The 23,776-nt window shown below is 46.4% G+C and carries 17 protein-coding genes; 14 read left to right on the plus strand and 3 right to left on the minus strand.

Annotated elements, in window-relative coordinates; genetic code table 11:
* Nucleotides 1-34 precede the first annotated feature (34 nt).
* Entirely contained in the window at nucleotides 35-2,710 is a 2,676-nt protein-coding gene (locus MHI25_RS07890) for a YhgE/Pip domain-containing protein (RefSeq protein ID WP_340395213.1), read from the plus strand.
* 82 nt (nucleotides 2,711-2,792) lie between these two features.
* On the opposite strand, the gene MHI25_RS07895 is transcribed toward MHI25_RS07890, so the two are convergent.
* Complete coding sequence (locus MHI25_RS07895) at nucleotides 2,793-3,767, minus strand: aldo/keto reductase family protein (protein WP_076280513.1); 975 nt, start codon at nucleotides 3,765-3,767, stop codon at nucleotides 2,793-2,795.
* A gap of 66 nt (nucleotides 3,768-3,833) precedes the next feature.
* On the opposite strand from MHI25_RS07895, the gene MHI25_RS07900 reads away from it, so the two are divergent.
* Nucleotides 3,834-4,541 (plus strand): SGNH/GDSL hydrolase family protein, encoded by a 708-nt coding sequence (locus MHI25_RS07900; protein WP_076220130.1) that lies wholly within the window; start codon nucleotides 3,834-3,836, stop codon nucleotides 4,539-4,541.
* 41 nt (nucleotides 4,542-4,582) lie between these two features.
* Here the strand turns inward: MHI25_RS07900 and MHI25_RS07905 are convergent, their stop codons facing one another.
* Nucleotides 4,583-5,353: a DeoR/GlpR family DNA-binding transcription regulator gene (locus MHI25_RS07905; protein ID WP_076130709.1), complete on the minus strand. Its 771-nt coding sequence runs from the start codon at nucleotides 5,351-5,353 to the stop codon at nucleotides 4,583-4,585.
* 241 nt (nucleotides 5,354-5,594) lie between these two features.
* Between MHI25_RS07905 and MHI25_RS07910 the strand changes: the two genes are divergently transcribed.
* The 4 genes from MHI25_RS07910 to fucU are packed head-to-tail and all read left to right on the plus strand — an operon-like array spanning nucleotide 5,595 to nucleotide 9,947.
* The gene (locus MHI25_RS07910) at nucleotides 5,595-7,361 is read left to right on the plus strand and encodes an L-fucose isomerase (protein WP_076277111.1); all 1,767 of its coding nucleotides are present in this window, start codon (nucleotides 5,595-5,597) and stop codon (nucleotides 7,359-7,361) included.
* A 29-nt stretch (nucleotides 7,362-7,390) separates the two neighbouring features.
* Nucleotides 7,391-8,836 carry a rhamnulokinase family protein gene (locus MHI25_RS07915; RefSeq protein ID WP_340395214.1) on the plus strand — a complete coding sequence of 482 codons (1,446 nt, stop codon included), beginning with the start codon at nucleotides 7,391-7,393 and terminating at the stop codon, nucleotides 8,834-8,836.
* A 20-nt stretch (nucleotides 8,837-8,856) separates the two neighbouring features.
* On the plus strand, nucleotides 8,857-9,507 hold the full coding sequence (locus MHI25_RS07920) for a class II aldolase/adducin family protein (RefSeq protein WP_038569477.1): 651 nt from the start codon (nucleotides 8,857-8,859) through the stop codon (nucleotides 9,505-9,507).
* Between the two features lie 11 nt (nucleotides 9,508-9,518).
* Nucleotides 9,519-9,947: an L-fucose mutarotase gene (gene fucU / locus MHI25_RS07925; protein WP_076277110.1), complete on the plus strand. Its 429-nt coding sequence runs from the start codon at nucleotides 9,519-9,521 to the stop codon at nucleotides 9,945-9,947.
* A gap of 75 nt (nucleotides 9,948-10,022) precedes the next feature.
* Here fucU and MHI25_RS07930 read toward each other — a convergent pair whose 3' ends face one another.
* Nucleotides 10,023-12,014 (minus strand): beta-galactosidase, encoded by a 1,992-nt coding sequence (locus tag MHI25_RS07930; RefSeq protein WP_076280516.1) that lies wholly within the window; start codon nucleotides 12,012-12,014, stop codon nucleotides 10,023-10,025.
* 264 nt (nucleotides 12,015-12,278) lie between these two features.
* On the opposite strand from MHI25_RS07930, the gene MHI25_RS07935 reads away from it, so the two are divergent.
* Genes MHI25_RS07935 through MHI25_RS07970 form a run of 8 tightly spaced genes read left to right on the plus strand, consistent with a single transcriptional unit; the run spans nucleotide 12,279 to nucleotide 23,770 of the window.
* Nucleotides 12,279-13,250, plus strand: coding sequence for a sugar ABC transporter permease (locus tag MHI25_RS07935; protein WP_036675672.1), 972 nt, complete (start codon nucleotides 12,279-12,281; stop codon nucleotides 13,248-13,250).
* A gap of 17 nt (nucleotides 13,251-13,267) precedes the next feature.
* Nucleotides 13,268-14,152, plus strand: a complete 885-nt coding sequence (locus tag MHI25_RS07940) for a carbohydrate ABC transporter permease (RefSeq protein WP_076130713.1) — start codon at nucleotides 13,268-13,270, stop codon at nucleotides 14,150-14,152.
* Between the two features lie 34 nt (nucleotides 14,153-14,186).
* The gene (locus tag MHI25_RS07945; protein WP_076138302.1) at nucleotides 14,187-15,773 is read left to right on the plus strand and encodes an extracellular solute-binding protein; all 1,587 of its coding nucleotides are present in this window, start codon (nucleotides 14,187-14,189) and stop codon (nucleotides 15,771-15,773) included.
* 51 nt (nucleotides 15,774-15,824) lie between these two features.
* Nucleotides 15,825-18,239, plus strand: coding sequence for a helix-turn-helix domain-containing protein (locus tag MHI25_RS07950; protein WP_340395215.1), 2,415 nt, complete (start codon nucleotides 15,825-15,827; stop codon nucleotides 18,237-18,239).
* A 38-nt stretch (nucleotides 18,240-18,277) separates the two neighbouring features.
* Nucleotides 18,278-20,905: a hypothetical protein gene (locus MHI25_RS07955; RefSeq protein WP_340395661.1), complete on the plus strand. Its 2,628-nt coding sequence runs from the start codon at nucleotides 18,278-18,280 to the stop codon at nucleotides 20,903-20,905.
* A gap of 27 nt (nucleotides 20,906-20,932) precedes the next feature.
* Entirely contained in the window at nucleotides 20,933-21,640 is a 708-nt protein-coding gene (locus MHI25_RS07960; protein ID WP_340395216.1) for a DUF1961 family protein, read from the plus strand.
* Nucleotides 21,641-21,661: 21 nt separating this feature from the next.
* The gene (locus MHI25_RS07965) at nucleotides 21,662-22,471 is read left to right on the plus strand and encodes a polysaccharide deacetylase family protein (protein ID WP_340395217.1); all 810 of its coding nucleotides are present in this window, start codon (nucleotides 21,662-21,664) and stop codon (nucleotides 22,469-22,471) included.
* 27 nt (nucleotides 22,472-22,498) lie between these two features.
* The gene (locus tag MHI25_RS07970) at nucleotides 22,499-23,770 is read left to right on the plus strand and encodes an FG-GAP repeat protein (RefSeq protein WP_076310670.1); all 1,272 of its coding nucleotides are present in this window, start codon (nucleotides 22,499-22,501) and stop codon (nucleotides 23,768-23,770) included.
* Nucleotides 23,771-23,776: the final 6 nt, after the last annotated feature.

Genomic DNA, 23,776 nt, shown 5'->3' on the forward strand with positions numbered 1-23,776 from the left:
AATATCAAAACATGCAGATTAGGGGGAGCAGCGAATGGGCGGAATACTACGGATTTATAGGAACGATTGGCGTAATTTATTCAGAGTTCCTGTGGCCGTATTGCTGGTTGCCGCTTTGGTGGTATTGCCCTCCGTGTATGATTGGGTGAACGTTGCGTCAGTATGGGATCCTTATAGCAATACTTCTGGCATTAAAATTGCTGTTACCAGCTTAGATGAAGGTACTAAGGTGCAGGAGAAGGATTTTAATATCGGCAATGAGGTCATGGAAAGTCTTCGGAGCAATAAAAACTTGGGCTGGACCTTTGTAGATGCAGAGAGTGCACATAATGGTGTCAAACGCGGAGATTACTATGCCAGTATTGTTATCCCTGCTAATTTCTCCAAACGAATGACTGGAATTCTTGAAGGAACGATTGTGAAACCAGAGATCGAATATACCGTCAATGAGAAAATAAATGCGATTGCTCCTAAAATCACAGATAAAGGCGCCACTTCAATCACCACACAGATCAGTGAGAATTTCACGGAAACGATTAGTGAGACGGTATTTACTGTTTTAAGTCAAATTGATAAGGAATTTCAATCTGAATTGCCCATTATACGCAAGGTAGAAAAAGGATTGTTTAAATTAGAGGCGAGCCTGCCAGAAATTGAAACCGCAGGTAAACGTGTATTAAAAATTCAGGAAAATTGGCCGCAGATTCATGCCTCAGCAGAGCGTATTTCCACATTGGAGAATAAGCTGCCAGAGGTGGAAAAAGCGGGTGAGGCTTTAGAGAAAATTGCTGAGCATTGGCCGCAAATCGCGAGTACCTTAGATCATTTAGGGGGGCTACAGGACAAGCTGCCCAAGATTGAAGAAGCGGCACAGCTAATCGTTCAACTTGATAACCATTATGGTGAAGTTGAACAGATCATGGCTCAGGCCTCGCAAGGTCTTACGGAAGCGCATAAAATCGTTAATGCTGCCTTAACAGCACTGCCTGAGGCAGAAAAGATTGCCACTGCCGGAAATGATTTTGTTCTGGAGCTTCAACAATTTTTGGAGAAGAACAGTGCTGCATTTGAAGCTGTTCCAGCAGCTGTCAAACAGAATCTTAATCTCCTACAGCAAACGGAGAGCTCAGTGGTCAAGCTTGCTGAACAGTTAAAGGGAGAGGATAACGAGCCACAAGCGGTACGTGAGCAGTTGGAGTTACTCTCAGCACAGTTGGCTGCAGGAAGCAGCGTAATTGAACACACACTTTCTATGTTAAATGCATTGAACACATTTTCCCCTGAAACAGTGTCTATTGCTGAGCTTGCGGCATTGAAAGGTGTAGACAGTGTTTTGAACATTCAGAAGTCCTTGGTAAATGCTATGGCGGCTGACCTTCAGAATAAGGATAACGCTGATTCCAGTGCAATTAACCAATTGTTCCTAAAGTCTGGTCTTGGGAAGCTGGCAATTGCGAAGCTTATCTCTGGGTATGATTCGTCGACTATCCCTGCCATAAAAAATACACTGGAGCAAATAACTTCGGCGGCAGATGTCACAGCCACCGCATTGCAGCAGGTGCCAGATCGTATACCCGCGCTGGGTACCCTGCTGGAAGAGACGATGTCGGCGATTGAGTTCGGGCAGACAAGCTTAGCTAGTCTGCAGCAGGATTTGCCAGCTATACGCGAAGCGGTCCACACAGCAGCCAGTGGGGTTGCCGATCAGACCCAGGGCTTTGGTGCTTTCATCCGAGATACACTTCCGCTATTGGAGAGCAGCTTACCTACTGCAGGGGAAAAGATACAGCAAGCTGCGAATTTCGTGCGTCAGGATCTGCCTACTGTAGAAGAGCGGGTTCATCAGGTCTCGGAGCTGATTCGTACAGGACTCCCCCGTGCAGACAAAGGAGTGGCGCTTGCCGCAGATTTGGTGAGAAATGATCTTCCAGTACTGGAAGACTCGATTCGAAAAGCCGCCTCCACGATCCGCCAAATTAAAGAAGAGATTGATCTGGGGGAAATTGCGCAACTGCTCGGAGGAGATATTAAGAGCAAAAGTGATTTTTTGGCCAATCCGGTAGTGTTAAAAGAGAATAAGTTATATCCCATTCCGAATTACGGCTCAGCAATGACTCCTTTTTATGTCGTACTTTCCTTATGGGTCGGAGGCACACTGCTTGTCTCTCTTCTCCGCACAGGTGTGGATACGGGGGGGCTAACGTACAAAAGATATCAATTGTATTTTGGCCGCCTGCTGACCTTCCTTACGGTGGGGATTCTTCAGGGGCTGGTGGCTGTCCTGGGCAACATTTTTATTTTGCACTGTTATGTGGTGAATAAGGTGTGGTTTGTACTTTTTGGAGTGTTAATCAGCATCGTGTTCGTAACCATTGTATTTACGCTTGTCGCTGTATTTGGCAACCTGGGAAAAGGAATAGCAATCGTGTTCATGGTGCTTCAATTCTCTAGCTCCGGCGGTACATTTCCGATTAGTACGACTGGGCGTTTTTTTCAAATATTAAATCCGTATATGCCGTTTACCTATGCAATTAGTCTGATGCGGGAGGCGGTAGGGGGAATTCTGCCGGAAGTGGCGATTCGTGATGTGATTTATTTGATTATCTTCGGTGTGCTGGCACTCTTGCTGGCATTACTCCTCAAGAAACCACTGGAGCCTTTTATCCATAAGGCTTCTGAACAAGCCGAAGAGTCTAAATTGATTTCTTAAAGAAAAAGAGGATGTGCCTAAGCCATGGTGATGGCTTTTGGCACAACCTCTTTTGTGTACTATATGGCAAGTGCGCAATAGGTTATCTTGCAGGAGCAAAATCAGCTACCGGCTTAAGAATCTCCTCGATTTGCTGTAAAGTATCTGCGGAGAGTACCGTATCTACAGCTTTGGCATTTTCTGCAACTTGCTCTGGTTTACTGGCACCAATTAATGCTGAACTTACACCAGGCTGGCGTAGAATCCATGCCAATGCCAATTGCGAAAGCTTCAGGTCTAAACTGTGAGCGAGTTCATCCAGCTGTCCAACCACAGACAACACATCATCACGGAGGTAGCTGGAGATCACACCATTAACTGAATTATCCGCTGCACGGGTTCCTGCTGGAGGTTGTTGCCCCGGTTTATATTTGCCAGTCAGAATTCCTTGCGCTAGAGGAGAGAAGACCACTTGGCCCAGCCCTTCACGCTGGGATACTTCAAGGACCTCGTCTTCAATATAACGTTCGAACATATTATAGATGGGTTGATTCGAGATCAGTGGACGCAGGTTCAGTCTGCGGCTGATACCAGCAGCATTGGAGATTTGGGCTGCGCTCCATTCGCTAACAGCGGAGTAGAGAATCTTACCTTGAGCCGTCAGATCATCCAGCGCGCGTAGAGTCTCCTCTACAGGGGTCTCTGTATCAAAGCGATGACAAAAATATACATCAATATAATCGGTGCCTAAGCGGCGGAGGCTGGCTTCACATTGCTCCATAATATGCTTCCGGGACAAACCACGGTTATTAACATCGTCTCCCATGGGGAAAAAGACCTTTGTACTTAGCACATAAGATGATCTTTCATAGGAGCGTAGAGCAGCACCCATCGCTTTTTCGCCTTCACCACGGTTATATGCATTAGCCGTATCAAAGAAATTGATACCGCATTCAAAAGCTTTGCTGATACAAGCATCGGCTGCCTTTTGCTCTGCTGCTGTTCCATATGTAAGCCAACTGCCTAGTCCGATCTCACTGATTTTGAGCCCTGAATTGCCTAGTCTTCTATATTTCATTTTTCTCTTTCCTCCTTGTATTCTATATGATAACTTTACTTGTATTATAGGAGACATTCAAGTTGAATGATTAATATACTAGTAATCAAGGAGATGAAAGATTCAATGACTAATCCAGCTACTAAAAAATCAAAAGTGATCTTATTTCAGGGTGACTCCATTACGGATGGGAATCGGGGTCGTGATGAAGACCCGAATCATATTCTTGGACATAGCTATGCGTATATCATCGGTGGCAAGCTAGGGAATGAGCGGGCAGAAGAGAATCTGGTATTCTATAACCGCGGAGTGAGTGGAGATCGAATCTCCGATTTATATGCACGCTGGAATGAAGATGCAATTAGCTTGCAGCCTGACATCATTAGTATATTGATTGGGGTTAACGATATTTGGAGAATGATGAAAGGGGAACCAAGTGGAGTTACGGACCGTTTTGAACGCGCTTACCGTCATGTACTTGAAGAAACACGTGAAGTTCTGCCACATACGAAGCTGGTTTTATGTGAGCCTTTTATTTTAAATACCGGAGCTCCAGCTGAACAGTGGGCAGAATGGGAAGCGAAGATTACACATTATCAGGGAGTGGTTAAGCAGCTGTCTGAGCAATTTGATACGGTCTATGTACCTTTACAGGATGCTTTCAATGCAGCTGTGGAGAGAGCAGAAGCAGCCTACTGGCTTTGGGATGGTGTTCATCCGACGACTGCCGGGCATGATCTGATTGCTGGGGAATGGCTGAAGGTCGTCTTGGAAAGTGGTCTTTTAAACAACTAAGTTATAAAGTTATTATCTCTCTTTATCTATGCACCTGCTGATCACTCAGCGGGCGCATAGATAAGAGATACATGGTAATTATTTAAGAAATCGGTCCATTCCTCAGAAGGCTTCTGATCTGTAACGATATAATCCACTCTATCAAAGCTGAACAACTTAATGAACGCAGTCCGGTCAAATTTGGAGTGATCTACGAGCAGAACCACTTTATTTGCCTGCTGCTGCATAAGCACCTTCAGTTCACTTTCTTCTTCATTTGAATCACTTAGCCCGCCTGTCATGGACAATGCTTTACAGCTGAATATAGCTACATCCACATTATATTTTCGAATCGTCTGTGAAGCGGTATTTCCAACAAAGGAGCTGGTCTCGGGACCTAAAATGCCACCTGTGGAAATCAGCTTTTGACCGGAGTGTTGAAATTCGGATAATACCACCAGAGAGTTCGTAATAATTGTCAGATTGTTTTTCTCCTCAATAATTCTACGCAAGGCTTCAAACACCGTTGAGCTCGTATCTGTCACCAAGCTGTCTCCATCATTGATTAATTGCAGTACATTATCGGCTATGATTCGCTTCGCTTCAATATTGACCTGATGTCTGCTGATGTAGGAAGGATCTTCATTGGTATGGGCGTTGAGAATGGCCCCACCATAATTTTTTTTGGCAAGACCTTCTTTGTCCAGTTTATCTAGATCCCGCCGAATGGTCTCTTCCGAGACGTTGAATTTTTGCGCTAGCTCTGCGACATGGACCTTCTTCTGTCTGTAAAGCTCTTTAATAATTAGATCCCGTCGTTCAAATGCTTTCATTCATTCACTCACCTTTATATATAAATCGTCTGCTTTCTAGTGTACTACATTGTTGTTTAAATCTAAAAATAATTACATATTCACATAAAACCACAATATATAATAATTATATCACATAAAACCACACTTTTGTTTAGGTAATATGTTGTTTTGTGTTGACTAAAGCGCTTGCAGATTTTATGATGAAGGAGAAATAGATCTATTAACGATGACTCTAAGATGATCTTGAGGAGGAACGGCATTGATAGAAAACTATCCGAAAATTGGTATCCGCCCAACCATTGATGGCAGAAGAAGAGGCGTTCGTGAATCACTGGAAGAGCAAACGATGGGCATGGCTCAGCGGGTGGCTAAGTTTATTGAAGCGAATTTAAGGTATCCGAATGGGAGTCCTGTAGAGTGCATCATCGCCGATTCTACGATCGGTGGAGTTAAAGAAGCTGCTGCTGCGGCTCAGAAATTCTCCGGGGCTAACGTAGGGGTGTCGATCACCGTGACGCCTTGCTGGTGTTATGGCTCAGAGACAATGGATATGGATACATCCATTCCGCATGCCGTGTGGGGATTTAACGGAACGGAACGGCCGGGTGCTGTGTATCTAGCTGCTGTTCTCTCGGCGTATGCTCAAAAGGGAATTCCTGCGTTTGGTATCTATGGTGAAGATGTTCAAGAGTCTAGCAGTGAAGAGATTCCAGCGGATGTGCAGTCTAAATTGCTGCAGTTTGCTAGAGCAGGCTTAGCAGTTGCTCAAATGAAGGGGAAATCATATTTATCTATGGGTTCTGTTTCGATGGGGATTGCGGGTTCCATTGTGAATGAACAGTTTTTCCAAGAGTATCTGGGCATGCGCAATGAATATATAGATATGTCTGAATATGTCCGGCGCTTTGAAGAAGAGATTTATGATAAAGAGGAATTTAAGCGTGCGCTAGCGTGGACTAAAGAAAACTGCCAAGTTGGCGCCGATAATAATCCGCCGCATCTGCAAATCAGTGCAGAAGAGAAAGAGAAGCAGTGGGAGACCTGTGTGAAAATGACATTGATCGCCCGCGACCTGATGATCGGCAATCCGGTTCTCGCTGAGCTTGGTTTTGAGGAGGAAGCTAACGGCCACAATGCAATTGTTGGCGGTTTCCAAGGCCAGAGACAATGGACGGACCATTTCCCTAACGGCGATTTCATGGAGACGATGTTGAATTCTTCTTTTGACTGGAACGGCAAACGTGCACCTTATCTCGTAGCGACAGAGAATGACAGCTTGAATGGGGTAACGATGCTGTTCAATTATTTGCTTACGAATACAGCACAAATCTTTGCGGATGTCCGAACCTTCTGGAGTCCCGATGCTGTGAAGCGAGTGACGGGTCATCAATTGGAGGGAGAAGCAGCTCACGGAATACTGCATCTGATCAACTCTGGTTCGGCAGCGCTTGATGGTACAGGTGAGCAAAGGATAGAGGGTAAGCCTGCAATCAAACCTTTTTGGGAGATTACAGACGAAGAGGCTGAGGCTTGTCTAAGCAATACACAATTCCGGCCAGCTTCTCAAGAATATTTCCGGGGAGGCGGCTTCTCTACCGATTATTTAACCCAAGGCGGAATGCCGGTTACTATGGCTCGTTTGAACCTGGTGAAGGGGCTTGGACCTGTTCTTCAGCTTGTTGAAGGTTACACTGTAGAGCTGCCTGAAGAGGTTCATCATACTTTGGATCAAAGAACAGATCCGACATGGCCGACGACCTGGTTCGCTCCTAAGCTAACTAACAGTGGTTCATTCCAATCGGTATATGATGTCATGAATAATTGGGGCGCGAATCATGGGGCGATCAGTTATGGCCATATCGGGGCGGATCTGATTACGCTGGCGTCGATTTTACGCATTCCAGTAAGTATGCATAACGTTGAGGAATCACGTATTTTCAGACCACGGGTGTGGTCGTTATTTGGGACGGAGAATCTGGAAGGAGCAGATTACAGAGCCTGTCAGAATTTCGGACCGCTATATTAAAATCTTCTTGTGGAGCAGGTGTGCTTGAAATGGGTGATACGATTAAGCTTCTGGCTATGGATCTTGGCGCCAGTTCCGGAAGAGTGATGTTGGGATTGTATGACGGTAACACCCTTCGCATAGAAGAAATTCATCGGTTTGCTAATACGCCGGTGTATGTTGGCGGGCATTTGTATTGGGATGTTTTGAAGCTCTTCCACGAAATGAAAAAAGGAATCCAGAGAGCTTATAGGGCGCATGGAAAATTGAGGTCTCTAAGCGTGGATACGTGGGGAGTCGATTACGGTTTTATTGATAAAAGAGGGATGTTGCTCTATTCCCCCCATCATTATAGGGATAGGAGAATGGGAAGTCATCGTCTAGGGTTGGAGGCGCTGCTTCCACCAAGGGAGCAATTTAGCATTACAGGTATTCAACCGAGCTTGATTAATACGGTTTATCAGCTGTTTGCTGATTTTCAGGATAATGATTCTCTGCTAGAGATCGCAGATACTATTTTAATGATGCCAGACCTGTTCCACTATTTATTCTCTGGTATCGCGGCAGCAGAAAGCACGATTTGGAGTACAAGTGGCTTAATGGACGCTGTATCTGGTGAAGTCTCCACTGAAGTATTCAGCAGGCTTAATATCCCGGTTGGTATAGTGCCACAACGGGTTCAAGCGGGAACGGTTATTGGTTCTATCCTTCCGGTAATTCAAGAGGAGCTTAGCGTAGGTTCAATGGAGGTAATTGCGGGCGCTTCTCATGATACGGCTTCAGCAGTAGCTTCTATTCCTTATTCTCTAAAGGAAGATGCAGCATTTATTAGCTGTGGTACATGGTCGTTAGTGGGCATGGAGACGCCTAAAGCTGTCATTACAGACAAAAGCTATGAATACGGATTCACAAATGAGCAGTGTTACGGCCAATCTAATCGTTTGCTCAAAAATATAACGGGACTATGGATTTTGCAGGAGCTGCAAAGGAATTGGGCCGAAGCGGGAAAATACGTCAGCCAAGGCCAAATGGTTGAGCTAGCCGAAACCATAAATCATGCTCCAGCAATTATTAATCCGAATGACGAGCTGTTCAGTACACCCGGTGTGATGACCCAACGGATTAGAGAATATTGCGAACGAACAGGCCAGCAAGCCCCTTATACGAAAGCTGAGATTATACGCGTCATACTTGAGAGCTTAGCAGAGTCCTATCGCCATACGATTGACGAAATGGAAGAGATCACCGGCAAAAAAATCAATATCATTCATATGGTCGGTGGTGGGATTCAGAATGAACTGCTCTGTCAGCTTACCGCTAATATTACGGGGAGAAAAGTTGTAGCAGGGCCTGTGGAAGCCAGTGCAATTGGCAATATAATTATTCAACTGGCTGCCCTAGGGGAACTGGAAATCTACGGGGGCAAGCAGGTAGTGGAAAGTTCTTTTGCCTTTAAGACATATCTGCCTTCTTTGGTGAAGGTTTGTGAAAAATAGGATACGAGGAGAGAAACCCTATGGATACCTTAGAACAAAAATTACGTTTGCAGATTTGTGATATCGGGAGAAACCTGTTTAATAAAGATTTTATCGCGGCTAATGATGGGAATATTTCTGCTCGTTTATCAGAGAATGTAATTCTGACTACCCCCAGAGCGGTGAGTAAGGGATATTTAGAGCCTCATATGCTTGTAAAAGTGAATCTGCAAGGTGAAGTCCTTGAAGCAGCTGAAGGCTACAGACCCTCAACTGAAGCAAAAATGCATCTAAGAATTTATAATGAGCTGCCAGAGATGAAGGGTGTGGTCCATGCACATCCCCCGTATGCTACTGCATTTGCCATAAAAGGTGAGGCGCTCGACAAGATGATGATGCCAGAGTCGGTGATTATGATCGGAGATATTCCGTTGGCGGAATATGGAACACCATCGACGGAAGAAATTCCAGATTCACTGATGCCTTTCCTGGGCAAAAAAACTGCAGTTCTGCTAGAGAATCACGGAGCCCTTACTTGGGGAGAAGATGTTATGGAAGCATATCTGAATATGGAGCGGCTTGAGTATACCGCCAAGCTCACCTTCATTACCCGGATGATTGGCGGGGAGAGAGAATTGCCGCAGCATCGGATTGATGAGCTGGTAGCGTTGCGATCATTTTATGGGAAGTAAAGAGGTGCCTTATGTTAAAAGGAATTCCTAAGCTGCTGTCTCCGGAGCTGGTACGCATTCTGATGGAGATGGGTCATGGGGATGAGCTTGTATTGGCTGATGCGAATTATCCCGGACATTCGTTGAATCCGAGGGTACTGAGATATGATGGCATCGGTATTCCTGAACTGCTGGATGCCATCTTAGAGTTGTTACCTCTGGATCATTACGCAGAGCAACAGGTGGCTTTTATGGCAGTGGTTGCAGGAGATCCAACTGTGCCGGTCATTTGGACCACATACGAGACTATCATCGCCAAACATGATGCTGAAGCCACGATTAAACATGAGGAACGTTTTGATTTCTATAACCGTTCTAAGCAAAGTTATGCAGTGATAGTTACAGGTGAGGAAGCGTTGTATGGGAACGTTATTCTTAAAAAAGGCGTTATAAAAAGTTGAAATAACGGAAATGAAGCCGCTAACCGCTTGGGTGACCAAGGAGTTAGCGGCTTTTTATGCTGCAAGGATAAGTATTTATAACCGGATTACTCGGTACTCATATGCACCAAGGGAGAGGGGGCCGCAGGCCACGGATTTGCCTGAGAGAACATCATGTCCGTCCCGCGGGAGTGTGAGACTTCCCCCGTGTCCATCCATATTTACAAGGGTCCAGACTTCGGCAGCCTGGTCATCGCTTCTAGGGCAGACAAGGGTTCCCTTAGTGACATCACTGCGTAGGGTAACACCAGCACGTTCTGCATAATGATCAATGAGTTTATATAACATTAGGTCGCCTTCTTCACCGGCAGGCATTGAACCCAGCATAACAATAGTGCCTTGTCCGTAAGGCTGCTCCGTCAGGAAGGACAACCCCGGCGTCACCCCTTCCGTAATCATTCCGATACTGGAAACGGACTCTGAAACGGGTTCAAAAACAGAACTCCACAAGGACAAGGGAGCAGATACCCCAAAAGCGTGTCCAATCGTGCCTGTTGATTCCAGCGGATAGGTAAACTTAGTTTTGACGCCTGCTAACCGCTCCAATTCCCCAAGTCCGGCATTCGTATGAAGGGTATGCTCCTTCGTTCGTCCTCCGGTAAGAGGACCGACAATCCAAATCCCGCCAGCTGCTGTGAAGGCCAGGGCACTTTGCACATACTCGGGGGACAAATAATGTACGAATGGAGTGAATAACAGCTTGTATCCGGTTAAGTCTCCGCCTTCGGGCAGCAGATCCCTGTGAATGCCCATATGAAGAATTCTTTTGTAGAAATCGCCCAGCAGACTACGATAATTTAGCTTCCGATGAGGTTCAGTTGCGAGATAAGCTTTGGTTCTGTCCGAATAGGTGATCGCAACATCTGCCCGAAGGGGCCGGGTGGAGAGCATAATTTGTTCAATTTCCCGCCGTGCTTGATTGGCCTCCAGCACATTAACGTACCCTAGAGCTGGTTCTCCCCAGGCACTAAGGATCGAGCTATGTGTTTGTTCACTTCCGGAAGTATGCTGGCGCCAGAGCCAATAGCAAAATGCACCTGCACCCAGCGCATAGGCGGCAACTGCTTCTGCTTTCAGATATCCATTCGGATGGGGCACACCAAAACTGACTAGAGATGCGGCAAACGAGGGTCCGGTCTCCATTATCCAGAAATCTTTTCCCGGCTTGAAATTTCGCCACAGATCACAGTTAAGCAGATAAGCATGCATATTTTCCTGTGAGGCATAGGTGTCGTAGGCAGCAAAGTCGAGATTTTGAAATAGCCGCTCATTATCTAGATGAAAAGCGACACTGCTGTTGTGGGTAATTGGCGCAGTGGAGTGGCGGCGGATAATATCAGCCTGCTCATCGGCGAATTCAGCGATCTTTTCCATTGAAAATAAGCGATACATCGTCCGCAGGGATGAATTGTGGAGGAAAGGTGCGGGTCCTGGCTGTGGCACCTGATCAAAACGTTGATAAGTTTGGCTCCAGACGGCTGTTCCCCATGCCTCATTCAACCTTTCAATGGAGCTGTAGCGCTGCTGCAACCAGATATGCCATAAGTCTTTACAGGTCTCACACATACACTCCGCCACATGCGCTTTGAATTCGTTATCGAGCTGCCAGGCGGTTAACCCCGGCAGTGCTCCGGTCTCCTTGGCAATATGCTCCGTAATGATGGCAGCCCGCTTACGAAAATAAGGATTGTTGGTACAAATATGCTGCCGTGCTCCATGTCCCATTACCGTTCCGCTTTCATCCACATAACAGCGCTCAGGATGTCCATGAGTAAGCCAGATGGGGGGTGTAGGTGTCGGCGTACACATTACTGTGTCAATTCCGTTTCTATGTAACCTTTCGATATATTTCACGACGGGGCCGATATCAATCTTATCTTCTTCTGGCTCCAAAGCAGACCAAATGAATTCTCCGATTCGTACGATATTAATCCCCGTTTCTTTCATTAGAAGGATGTCCTGCTCAAGCACCTCTTCACTCCATAGCTCGGGATACCAAGCAGCACCGTAGTATAGCTTGTTCTTCAATTCAGTTCCTCCTTTAAGGCAAACATTTGCTGGAACTCATCACTTGGAATCATAGGTGCTTAATGTCTTACGGACAATAGTAAACTTTTGCGCGGTTTGGACTTTTTAGATAAAATGGAATTTTTAGCTTATATAAAGCGTTCAAAAAAGTCCGATTGCTGGAAAAAATCACTAGCAGCATAATAGGAGTCGCAGTAAGGGTGATTGCAGTAATCCATGGCTACAGTAATCGCGAGCTGTACATGACAAATGGAGGTGAACAGGATGAAGCACGTAACAGTTCCGGGAACTGCAGAACAACAGCCAAAGCCGCAGACCTATCGAAATATCCGGGTAAGAAGATGGAAACGTTTTAAACGTGATAAATGGTTATATATTCTGCTGCTCCCTGGAGTCCTTTATTTTCTTGTTTTCAAATATGTTCCGATGTGGGGCGTGCTGCTGGCTTTTAAGAATTACCAGCCGTTTCTTGGTTTTCAGAAAAGTGAATGGGTAGGTTTTGAGCATTTTCGTGTTTTTTTCCAGAATCCTGATTTCTTTATGCTGCTGCGCAATACGTTATTGTTATCGTTTTATAATTTGATTTTCTTTTTTCCGGCGCCGATTATTCTGGCACTGCTTCTAAACGAAATACGGCTTTCCTTCTATAAAAAGACGATACAAACGATGATTTATGTTCCGCACTTTATATCCATGGTCATTGTGGCCAGTATGAGCTATGTATTTCTAACTACGGAAGGCGGGACTGTAAATGAGTTTTTGTATACGTTTACAGGCAGGAAAATAGACTTTCTAGCTAATCCTGACTGGTTCCGTCCATTGATTATTCTCCAGACGATCTGGAAGGAGTGCGGCTGGGGGACGATTATATTCCTGGCAGCGCTGGCCGGTGTAGATGTGGAGCAATACGAGGCTGCGGTAGTAGATGGTGCGAACCGGTGGCGGCAGATTTGGCATATTACGTTGCCTGCTATCCGCAGTACAATCGTTATTTTACTTATTCTTCGGATGGGAACGATTTTGGATAACGGTTTTGAACAAATTTATTTAATGATGAATGCTCTTAATCGTGAAGTAGGTGAGGTGTTCGATACCTATGTATACGCACTGGGGATTACCCAGGGAGCTTTTAGTTACAGCACGGCTGTTGGATTATTCAAATCAATAATCGGTGTGACGCTTGTGCTCGGAACGAATTGGATCGCCAAAAAATTTGGTGAATCTGGACTTTATTGAGAAGGGAGAAGCTTGCCGTGGCCAAACAATACAAGAGTACGGGTGGAACTGCATTTGATATATTCAATTATATATTTTTAGGGATTATCGGAATCGTAGCGATTCTCCCTTTCCTCTTTGTGGTTTCGGGCTCCTTCGCTACAGATGCGGAAATTACTAAACGTGCCGTATTCCTGATCCCGACCACGATTTCATTTGACGCCTACCGGTTTATCTTTTCAACAGATACGATTATGCGCAGTATAGGGGTTTCTATTTATGTTACGGTAATCGGAACTGTCGTTAATTTATTCTTCACGGTAACTATGGCTTATCCGATGGCAAAACGATATCTGATGGGCCGTAATTTGGTACTCAACCTTGTTATTTTTACGATGCTGTTTGGTGGAGGAATGATTCCAACCTATCTCGTCATTCGGGAGCTGCATCTGCTGGATACGCTCAATTCTCTTATTTTACCGGGAGCAATTAGCGCCTTTAACCTGATTATTGTCAAAAACTTTTTTCAGGAGCTGCCTATAGAAATGGAAGAAGCGGCGCGTATTGATGGTTGTTCTGAGCTGGGCTTGTTGTGGAAGATAGTCCTTCCTTTATCCAAACCGGTTCTCGCTACATTTACGTTGTTCTATGCTGTGGGACATTGGAACAATTTCTTCTCGGCACTGCTCTACATTACGGATCCGACAAAATGGCCTTTGCAGGTGATGCTGCGACAGATCGTAATGTTGTCCCAATCTGCGGCTGGCGATATGAGTTCTATGGATCCGAGCTTTGTGCAGCCACCGGAGCAGTCGATTAAAATGGCGGTTATTGTAGTAGGTACTCTACCTATTTTATGTGTGTACCCATTTCTGCAAAAACATTTCGCTAAAGGGGTGATGCTGGGTTCTGTTAAAGGATAGCAAACTTAACTTATTCCAATTTGGAGGTATAATAATGGAAGCTAATCGTTCGGTAAAAAAGAAGCGCTGGTTGTTACTTTTACTTGTGGCTATGATGGTTACAACTGTTGTTGCAGGTTGCTCAGGTAATGAATCTGCAGGTTCTAACAGCAAAAGTGAGGGGAGTAGTAATACTGGAGAAGAGAAAAGCGAGTCCCCGCTGGATCTGACCCTCATGCTGCCGATATTCAAAACAAATTATCCGAAGGATGGCAGTCCGGTTGCTGCTGAACTGGAGAAACAGACCCACACAAAAATCCACTTTGAGTGGGTCCCGAACGCATCTTATGCAGATAAATTTAATATTACGCTAGCTTCTGGGAAGCTGCCGACTATTATCTACGTGGGGGATGTTAAGGCTTCTAGTTTTGTGAACGCTGCCAAATCGGGTGCATTCTGGGAAGTAGGGCCTTATCTTAAGGATTATCCGAATTTAAGCCAAGCGAACCCGGTTATTCTGAAAAACTCGGCCATTGATGGGAAGAATTACGGAATCTATCGGGGGCGTGTACTCGGCCGTAACGGTATGGTTTTCCGCAAGGATTGGTTAGAGAAGGTGGGGCTGCAAACACCGCAGACGGTAGATGATTTCTACAATATGCTGAAAGCGTTCAAGGAAAAAGATCCAGACGGCAATGGTAAAGAGGATACGTATGGCATGGTGCTTGTCAAATGGAGCGGCCAGTGGGCCAGCGGTTTTGATACCATTAAGTTATGGTTTGGAACACCGAATAAATGGGGCGTGCAAGATGGCAAGCTGGTGCCTGAGCATGAATATCCAGAATATTTGGAAGCGCTTAAGTTCATGAAGAAGCTGTATGATGAGAAATTGATCAACTCCGACTTCGCTGTAATGGACAGTGCCAAATGGACAGATCCGATCGTGAACAATAAGGCAGGAGTAATCGTCGATGTGGTCGATACAGGCGCCCGGGTGGATGATAAAATTCACGCTGCGCTAGAAAAAGAAGGCAAAGACGAACCGGATAAACATTATGTAGATGTAAGCGGGGGCGTAACAGGTACGGATGGCAAGCTACACACATTGCCGACCTCTGGTTTCTCGGGCATGCTGGCTATTCCAAAATCATCTGTGAAGAGCGAAGAAGAACTGAAACGGGTACTGGCTTTTCTAGATCAAATCAATAATCCGGAATTACAAACGATGTTAGGTTTTGGTTTGGAAGGTACTCACTACACTATGGTGGATGGTTTTATTGAACGCTCCAAAGATACTGTACTTGTAGAGTCAGAAGTGGAAGGTCTAAACCAAATATTGGCCTATATTCCAGAGGATAAGTCCAAGACTGTAGCACAAACGCCGCTGCGTCTTAAACAAACTGAAGTTCAAAAGGCAAATGAAGCTTCGATCGTGGTTAATCCAGCAGAGGCCTTTATTTCCACAGTATATTCGCAAAAGGGTGCTCAACTAGACAATGTAATTAACGATGCACGCATAAAGTATATTGTAGGACAAATTGATGAAGCTGAATTGAAATCAGCATTTGACGTATGGAGAAAAACAGGTGGAGATGATTTAGTTAAGGAAATGAACGAATTATACGCTAAGGCTGACCACTAGATCCTTCCTAGTGCTTTTATCCGGCTGGAAAGGATCTGAGGAGCAAAACGAATGTGGTTCGATTGCACTTCAAATTTATCTGATTCGGCTGGTGAGAGCATAGTGATGAGAAATGTGGCGAAATGGAAGCGTTATACAAAAGGCTGGTCAGGCTGTAAAGGCCGGTATTATCGGAAAAACCTGATCATTATGCTGGTGGTGTCATCCATTCCGGGGTTTATTATTGGTGCGCTTGTCTACTGGATGGCAGGGGGACGTCTGGAGAGCGAGCTGCTGCAGATGCATAACAGGCAGATTGAACAGCGGGCGGCTAATATTGATGATCAGCTGTCCAATCTGGAGCTGATGCTGGCACATTGGGCTTTTGATCCCAAGTTTGATTACAGCTTGAATGGCCTTGATTTTATTCAGGATCATGAGCGGGCTTGGGATATTACGAAGACACTCGTAGTGATGCAGGGCTCGAACACGATGACGAGTAACGTTGAACTCTATCTATCAGGAGATCATCCATTACTATTTAATCCCGAATATGGCACGATTGACTCCAGCATGGTTTCTGGTCAATATGACAAATTGATTGATACTGAACAAAGCACCTATTGGACGCAGTGGGCATTCGATCCCAATAAACCAAATGTCAAAGAATTAACGCTTGTCCATCATATTCCGGGCGGAAGCTTGAAGCCCTTCGGGGCTCTTTTGCTCCGCATGGATACGGAGAAAGTAGCTGCGATGCTACGAACTATGACACCTTATAATAGCGGCGAGACATTTTTGCTGCAGACGAAGGGGGATTTGTACGTATCTGCTGGAGACAGTGCCGAGGATTCTCCCTTACTTACCGCATTGCATAATGAGATTGTGGAACGGGGCGCGAACCATGAGTCAAATCTTGAGTCCTCTTTTCTCTTCGACTGGGGTAAGGCTACATATGCAGTGACTTATGGTGAGTTTTCCCGACTCTCCGCAGATTGGCTCTATGTGTCCGCTTCACCGATAACCAGCATAACTTCACCTGTCGTCTTCATTTCAAGACTGATATTTTTAGTAAGCTTTAGTGCTTTGCTGCTGGCGGCGATTCTGTCTTGGTTTGCTTCCCGTAAAATCTATTCACCGATAGGACGTTTGCTGCAGACTTTGTTGCCTGACCAAGCGGCGGCTGCGAGTAGGGAGGATGAGTTCATTCTGATTGAACGGCATTGGCAGAACTTGCACGGGGAGAGCCATGCCCTGAAGTACACTCTTTCCGAGCAGCTTCCACATGTGAAGGAAAGCTTTCTACATCAGCTGTTTCAGGGGTATTTATATTCTTATTCTGAGCAGGATCTGCAAAGCCGGATGCGGCGCTTTAAGTGGGAAGTAGAGGATTGTCATTATATTATTCTTTATATTCAGCTTACAGGCATCTCCAGCCAGGAGGGGAAGTTCCGCAACGGTGATGAAAGTCTTGTATCATTCGCCGCCGTCAATATTATCGGAGAATTGTCTGCCGAGCACTTTAAACAGGCTGATATTATCAATTTCCATGATCTCACGGCGGGATTACTTCTTATCGAACCCGTTGCGAATCCATCGCTGGAAGCGGTGCAAGCCTTTAGCGAAGAACTGACAGGAACGATTAATCGCATGTTAAAAATGAGGGTAACAGTGGCGTTTAGTGCACCGGTTGGAAGGATATCCGGTATTCCGCTAGCGTTCGAGGCTGCGAAGCAAGCCGCTAGTTATCGCCAGTTTGGTGGTGAGAACCAGATTATTAATATGGAGCTACTGGATCGTGAGGGGCAAAGTACGCCAGAACCGCAATATTCGTTCACTTTGGAGCGCGGAATGATTCAGGCCCTGCGCACAGGAGAAGCGGAAGAGGCTTACCGGCTGTTGGAGGAATTTCTGGAGGCACTGTGTGCCAATGGGGCAAAAGTGATTGATGTACAGCAGGGTATGCTTCATTTGTTAGGCAGTATTCAGCACGCCATTATGGTCTCAGGCATTCATCCAAACCAACTGTTCAAAGGGGCTAATCTGTACGCGGCACTGTCGCAAATTCATGAGCCGAAGCTTATCCTTGCCTGGTTTCAGGAAAAGGTAGTCGCACCGTATCTGACGGAGCTGAGTGAACGTTCTGATGCCGGAATCAAACGGACGATTGAGCATGCCATGATGTATATCAATGAGCATTATATGGATAATATTTCGCTGGATGGATGTGCGGATTATACAGGAATCAGCCCATTTTTACTGAGTAAATCATTCAAACGGGTCACCGGGAAAAATTTCATCGATTATCTGACCGAATTACGGCTTGATAAAGCCAAGGAGCTGCTGCGTGATACTTCGCTGCGAATTAACGATGTAGCTGAACAGGTGGGTTATCAGCATAGCTATTTTAACCGGATTTTTAAGAAACAAGAGGGAATAACCCCAAGCCGCTATAGAGAGCTAAGCCATAATAATGAAGCTCTTTAAAAGTAAAGAGGACGTGCGGCGAAGAACGTATGAAGGAGATGGTTGTTGTGCCTACGGCTCTGCCGATTGGCCTGCATTGGCTAAAAAAGCCCGCTATTGATGTGGGTGTTACCTGGGGGGTTCCTTGGAAAAAAGGAGCGCTCGACAGGGAATCGTTAAAGAATCTCTGCTTAAGTATGCCGAAGAACGAAAAGCATGTGCCGCTGCAAAGCTGGCCAGCAGCTTTTTGGCCAGACGGGAGCGTCAAATGGTCCACGCACTCGGCAGTAAGCGGAAATTCGGATATTCAGCAGGATTCCTTAGTGACAATGACAATAAATCAAGCGACTCCAGCTACGGAAGTGACTGAGCGACTAACTGTGCAGGAAACAGAGGAAGCTTTCATTATAGATACAGGTGTTATTATTTGCACGGTTAACAAGCAGGGGAAGGGTCTTATCCGCAGTATTGTGCGCAGAAATCCGGCGGACACGGAAGGAACCGAAGTATGCAGTAATGGCGAGCTTGTATGTATACGTGAACAGAGAGATGAGGGTGCTGGCACCCTGAGCATACGTGAGGAGCGGTTCGCAGGACGAACGTTAAGTGCCATCCTTGAACAGGACGGACCTGTTCGCGCAGTGGTGAAGCTAGATGGACTTCACCAAGCTTCGCACAGTGCTCGTGAGTGGCTTCCCTATACGTTACGTTTATATTTTTATGCTGGGCTGGAGTCTATTCGATTAGTTCATACGTTTCATTATGACGGTAATCCACAGCAGGATTTTATTAAAGGATTGGGAATAGAATTCACAGTGCCGATGCGTGGACCTCTTTACAACCGCCATGTTCGTTTTGCCGGAGATAGCGGCTTGTTTAGCGAGTCTCCTAAGACGTTGCATACACGGCGAACCAAAGGTAGGTACCGTGATTTATTCCTCGATCAGGTAGCAGGATGTGCTGTGAAATTTAATCCAGAAGAGGATGCCTATTTCCTTAGTTTATTGGATGACTCCGCTACTTGGGGCAGCTTTCGGCTGGTTCAAGATTCTTCCGAGCATTATGGGATCTGGAAGCGGACAGAGGATGGCTGCGCTTGGATCAAGGCAGCAGAAGGCCGCCGGGCAGGTGGACTTGGTTATGTTGGGGCAGAGGGCGGAGGGCTAGCCGTCGGGATGAAGAATTTCTGGCGTAAGCATCCGGCAGGAATGGAGATTGGTTCCACTGCCACTGACGCGGCAGCGCTTACTGTCTGGTTCTGGTCACCTGATGCGGCAGCTATGGACTTGCGGCATTATGATACGAAAACACATGTGGAATCCTCGTATGAAGGTGCAGAAGAATTACGGGCCACTCCATTTGGTATCGCTAATACTAGCGAGCTAACATTCTGGTGTACGGCGCAGACTCCCGGGCATGAATTGTTGCAGCGGATGCAGGCAGAAGCTGAAGAACCTTCATTGCTGGTTTGCGAACCAACTTATTATCATGAAGCGGGTGCTTTTGGTTTCTGGAGTTTGCCTGATCGGAACACGCCAGCCAAGGCATATCTGGAAGAGCGGCTGGACGGGATCATCTCCTTTTACAAGGAAGAGATCGAGCAGCGCAAATGGTACGGTTTTTGGGACTACGGAGATTTCATGCACAGCTACGATCCGGTCAGACATGTATGGAACTATGATCTCGGTGGCTGCGCCTGGCAGAATTCCGAGCTGGTGCCAAATATGTGGTTGTGGGTAACGTTTCTCCGGTCCGGGAGAGCGGATGTGTTCCGTATGGCCGAAGCTATGACCAGGCATACGAGTGAGGTAGATGTATATCATTTTGGCGAATACGCCGGACTAGGCTCGCGGCATAATGTCATCCACTGGGGCTGCGGCTGCAAAGAGGCTCGTATCGCCATGGCGGGTCTGCATCGCTACTATTATTATCTGACCGGAGACGAGCGGGTCGGCGATATTATGGACAGTGTAAAGGATGCTGATTATTCAACAGTTACTCTGGACCCGATGCGGGCGTATTTTCCGAAGGATGAATTCCCGACTCATGTTAGGGTGGGTCCGGACTGGGCGGCCTTTAGCTCTAATTGGATGACCCGCTGGGAGCGGTTCGAGGATACCGCTTATCGTGACAAGATTATAACAGGCATGGATTGCATCAAAAGGGCAAATTTACGGCTATTATCTGGTCCCACATATGGTTATGATCCGGCAACTGGCCTATTGTCAGGAATGGGCGACGATAACTGGGGGCGTCATTTAGCGATTAGCATGGGAGGTCCGCAGGTGTGGTTCGAGCTGGCGGCAATGCTGGAGGACCCGGACTGGGAAGATATGCTGGCTGAGTTCGGCGTATTTTATAATTTGCCACAAGAAGAGAAGGACGCATTTACAGGAGGGTTGATTTCAGGAAAACTCCGTTTTGAGCATCCTGTACTCAGCGTAGCCATTGCTGCATATGGAGCATATTACCGCAAGGATCCAGCGACGGCAGAGCGGTGCTGGTCGATTTTGCTGGAGAATCCGTTTGGTTGTGTGAATCTACAGGAGGAAGCTGATCGGGTCACTTATATGACTGAGTTAAATGAGATCGATTGGATGAATACAAATGAAGCCTCGCAGTGGTCTTTAAATACGATCATTGCCTTGGAATTAATCGGTAGTGCTTTACCGGAACGCGCGAATTAAAGGCTTCATTGTGGGGAGGAATGATTTATGACTAGGCCGATGCAGGACACGGGTATAGGTGGTTTGATCCCTGAAGCATGGAAACCAATCTACCATAATCCCCTCGCTTCAACTAGTGATATCGCTGGATTCCAGATGGAGGGAGCGGGAGCGGTTTCCTTCCCTTTACAGCGAATGAGACTGGAGAGTACTATCCATGCCGAGGCCGGACAACAAGCAAATGTCGTTCTCTGGTGTCCAGAAGAGTTCCCGGCAGACCTCGCCGTATCTTGGAATTTCCGCTCATTGCGTGAGCCGGGGTTGGCGATTTTGTTTATCGCGGCCAAAGGAGAGGGTGGGAAGGATTTATTTGATTCCACGCTTGCTCGCCGTACGGGTGAATATGATCAATACCATCACGGGCAGATAGATACGTATCATATCTCGTATTTTCGCAGGCGTTGGGTGGAAGAACGTGAATTTCATACCTGTAATTTGCGCAAAAGTTATGGTTTTCATCTGGTTACGCAGGCAGCCGATCCGCTTCCGGACGTAAGCGACATGACTGAGCCCTACCGGATGTTAGTGGTAAAGCGTGGTCCTATGCTGTCTTTTGCAATCAATGAACTGCCGATTTTTACATGGATAGATGATGGTGAAACCTATGGGCCGCTACTGACAGGCGGGAAAATTGGGTTTCGACAGATGGCACCCCTGATGGCTGAATACTCAAATCTGACGGTTTTTGGACAGTAATGCGAAGGAGGCTTCAGATTGATGTCTATTATTTATTATTGTTACCCTGAAGGCAGACATAAGGCGCTTACAATGAGCTATGATGACGGCAGACGGGCTGACGAAAGATTGGTAAGACTATTTAACCGCCATGGGATTAGAGGAACATTTCATCTCAATTCTGGCCTGCTGGGTGAAGGTGATCGTATTGCGGCAGATGAAATAACTGAGCTGTACCAGGGACATGAGGTATCTGTTCATACGCAACACCATCCGACGATGGCCCGTTGTCCGCAGGAGCAAATCATCCATGAGATTATGGAGGATCGAAAGTGTTTTGAGACGCTGCTCCAGGTGCCGATACGGGGAATGTCTTATCCTAACGGTTCCTTTAACAAGGAGATAAAGAAGCTTTTGCCTCATTTAGGCATGGAATATGCCCGTGTGGTACAGACCACTGGCGGCGGCTTTGGGCTGCCGGAGGATTGGCTGGAATGGCGGGGGACTTGCCATCATAATGATCATTTGCTGGAGCATGCGGAGCAGTTCGTGAAGCTGCATAAACGGCAGTATTTATATCTGATGTATGTGTGGGGCCATAGTTATGAATTTGATAACGATAATAACTGGGAGCTGATGGAAAGCTTCTGTGAAGCAGTGGGAGGACTAGAGGAAATCTGGTACGCGACAAATATTGAACTCGTTCATTATATGAAGGCTTGTGAAGCCCTTATTTTCTCCGCTGCTCGGGATTTTGTATATAATCCGGGAGCGCTATCTGTCTGGCTGGAAATCGACGGTTTGATTATAGAAGTAGCAGGCGGACAAACCGTCCGTTTCCCGGAGATCTAATCGAAGAGAGAAGACAGGAGGATTCTAATGAAAACGAAGGACACACAATTAGTCTATCAGCTGGCAAAAGTAGATATTTCCGCTGCCGGTCCACGCTGCAAAATGCTTATTGGCGATCTGAATGGGGATGGACGTGCGGAAATGCTGCTGGTTCAGCCGGATAATCGCCAGGATGTACGTTATATTCCCCATCAGGTGCAATGCCTGACTGCTTTTGATATGGATGGCAAGCTGCTGTGGCAGGTGGGCACACCCGATCCTGATGCTGGCAGCCAAGGCTCGGACTATCCAGCGCAAATTTATGATTTAGATGGTGATGGGGCGCTGGAAGTATTATGTGTAATGGATGGACGGTTTCATATTCTTGAAGGTTCAACAGGAACGGTTAAGTCGATATACGACTTACCTGCTGAACATGCACATGATTGTATTATCATCGCCAATCTAACAGGGCAAGAACACGCTTCCGACATCATTCTGAAGGACCGTTATCATCAACTGTGGGCCATGGATCAGGATTTCAATTTATTATGGACGCATAAAGGCAATGTAGGACATTATCCGTGGGTTCACGATCTTCATGGAAATGGACAGGATCAAGTGATGGCAGGTTATGATCTGCTTGATTCTAAAGGTGATTTATTATGGAGCTGCCATGATCTTGACGACCATGCGGACTGTATTTGGGTTGGTGATGTGAATGGAGATGGCTATCCTGAACTGGTTGTCGGCGGAAGCGTAACGGTGATGTATGACCGGGACGGACAAGAGCTTTGGCGTTATGACGGCTCCATCGAGTCACAGCATCTGGCGTTAGGCCGATTCCGGCCTGAACTGCCTGGCCTTCAGGTTGCCGGGCTGGACCGAATGATCCGCGAAGATGACGGCAAAGGGCTGAAGGGCAAGGATGCGTTGTTTCTTCTAGACTGTAATGGCAAGGAACTTTGGAAAGAAGAACGTACAAGCGACGGTTGGCTGACTATAGTTGAAGCCGTGAGCAACTGGCAAGCGGGTTCTCCGGATTATATTCTCGCGTACCGCCGGGGAGGCGGAGTATATCCTGCTTTGTACGATGGACATATGCGGGTTGTAGCTGAATTCAAGGAGGAAGGTTATGCCGTTCACGGCGATCTTCTGGGATGTGGCAGGGAACAGGTTGTAATTTATAATGATGAGTCCGCAACGGTATATTCAAGCGAGTGGATAGATATTAGTACCTGTGCCTCTGAGAAATCGTTACCTCAGCCTAAAAGATTGTACAACTCGACGCTGTATCCCGGTGGAGAAATAACGGTGTGAAGGAGG

Origin of the sequence: Paenibacillus sp. FSL E2-0177, assembly GCF_037992975.1 — a bacterium.
Lineage (GTDB): Bacteria > Bacillota > Bacilli > Paenibacillales > Paenibacillaceae > Paenibacillus_AQ > Paenibacillus_AQ odorifer.

What these genes read in the sequence shown, in the direction of transcription:
- MHI25_RS07890 (WP_340395213.1), top strand. Translation starts at nt 35, where the DNA reads ATGGGCGGAATACTACGGATTTATAGGAACGATTGGCGTAATTTATTC.
- MHI25_RS07895 (WP_076280513.1), bottom strand. Translation starts at nt 3,767, where the DNA reads ATGAAATATAGAAGACTAGGCAATTCAGGGCTCAAAATCAGTGAGATC.
- MHI25_RS07900 (WP_076220130.1), top strand. Translation starts at nt 3,834, where the DNA reads ATGATTAATATACTAGTAATCAAGGAGATGAAAGATTCAATGACTAAT.
- MHI25_RS07905 (WP_076130709.1), bottom strand. Translation starts at nt 5,353, where the DNA reads ATGAAAGCATTTGAACGACGGGATCTAATTATTAAAGAGCTTTACAGA.
- MHI25_RS07915 (WP_340395214.1), top strand. Translation starts at nt 7,391, where the DNA reads ATGGGTGATACGATTAAGCTTCTGGCTATGGATCTTGGCGCCAGTTCC.
- MHI25_RS07920 (WP_038569477.1), top strand. Translation starts at nt 8,857, where the DNA reads ATGGATACCTTAGAACAAAAATTACGTTTGCAGATTTGTGATATCGGG.
- fucU (WP_076277110.1), top strand. Translation starts at nt 9,519, where the DNA reads ATGTTAAAAGGAATTCCTAAGCTGCTGTCTCCGGAGCTGGTACGCATT.
- MHI25_RS07935 (WP_036675672.1), top strand. Translation starts at nt 12,279, where the DNA reads ATGAAGCACGTAACAGTTCCGGGAACTGCAGAACAACAGCCAAAGCCG.
- MHI25_RS07945 (WP_076138302.1), top strand. Translation starts at nt 14,187, where the DNA reads ATGGAAGCTAATCGTTCGGTAAAAAAGAAGCGCTGGTTGTTACTTTTA.
- MHI25_RS07950 (WP_340395215.1), top strand. Translation starts at nt 15,825, where the DNA reads ATGTGGTTCGATTGCACTTCAAATTTATCTGATTCGGCTGGTGAGAGC.
- MHI25_RS07955 (WP_340395661.1), top strand. Translation starts at nt 18,278, where the DNA reads ATGGTTGTTGTGCCTACGGCTCTGCCGATTGGCCTGCATTGGCTAAAA.
- MHI25_RS07960 (WP_340395216.1), top strand. Translation starts at nt 20,933, where the DNA reads ATGACTAGGCCGATGCAGGACACGGGTATAGGTGGTTTGATCCCTGAA.
- MHI25_RS07965 (WP_340395217.1), top strand. Translation starts at nt 21,662, where the DNA reads ATGTCTATTATTTATTATTGTTACCCTGAAGGCAGACATAAGGCGCTT.
- MHI25_RS07970 (WP_076310670.1), top strand. Translation starts at nt 22,499, where the DNA reads ATGAAAACGAAGGACACACAATTAGTCTATCAGCTGGCAAAAGTAGAT.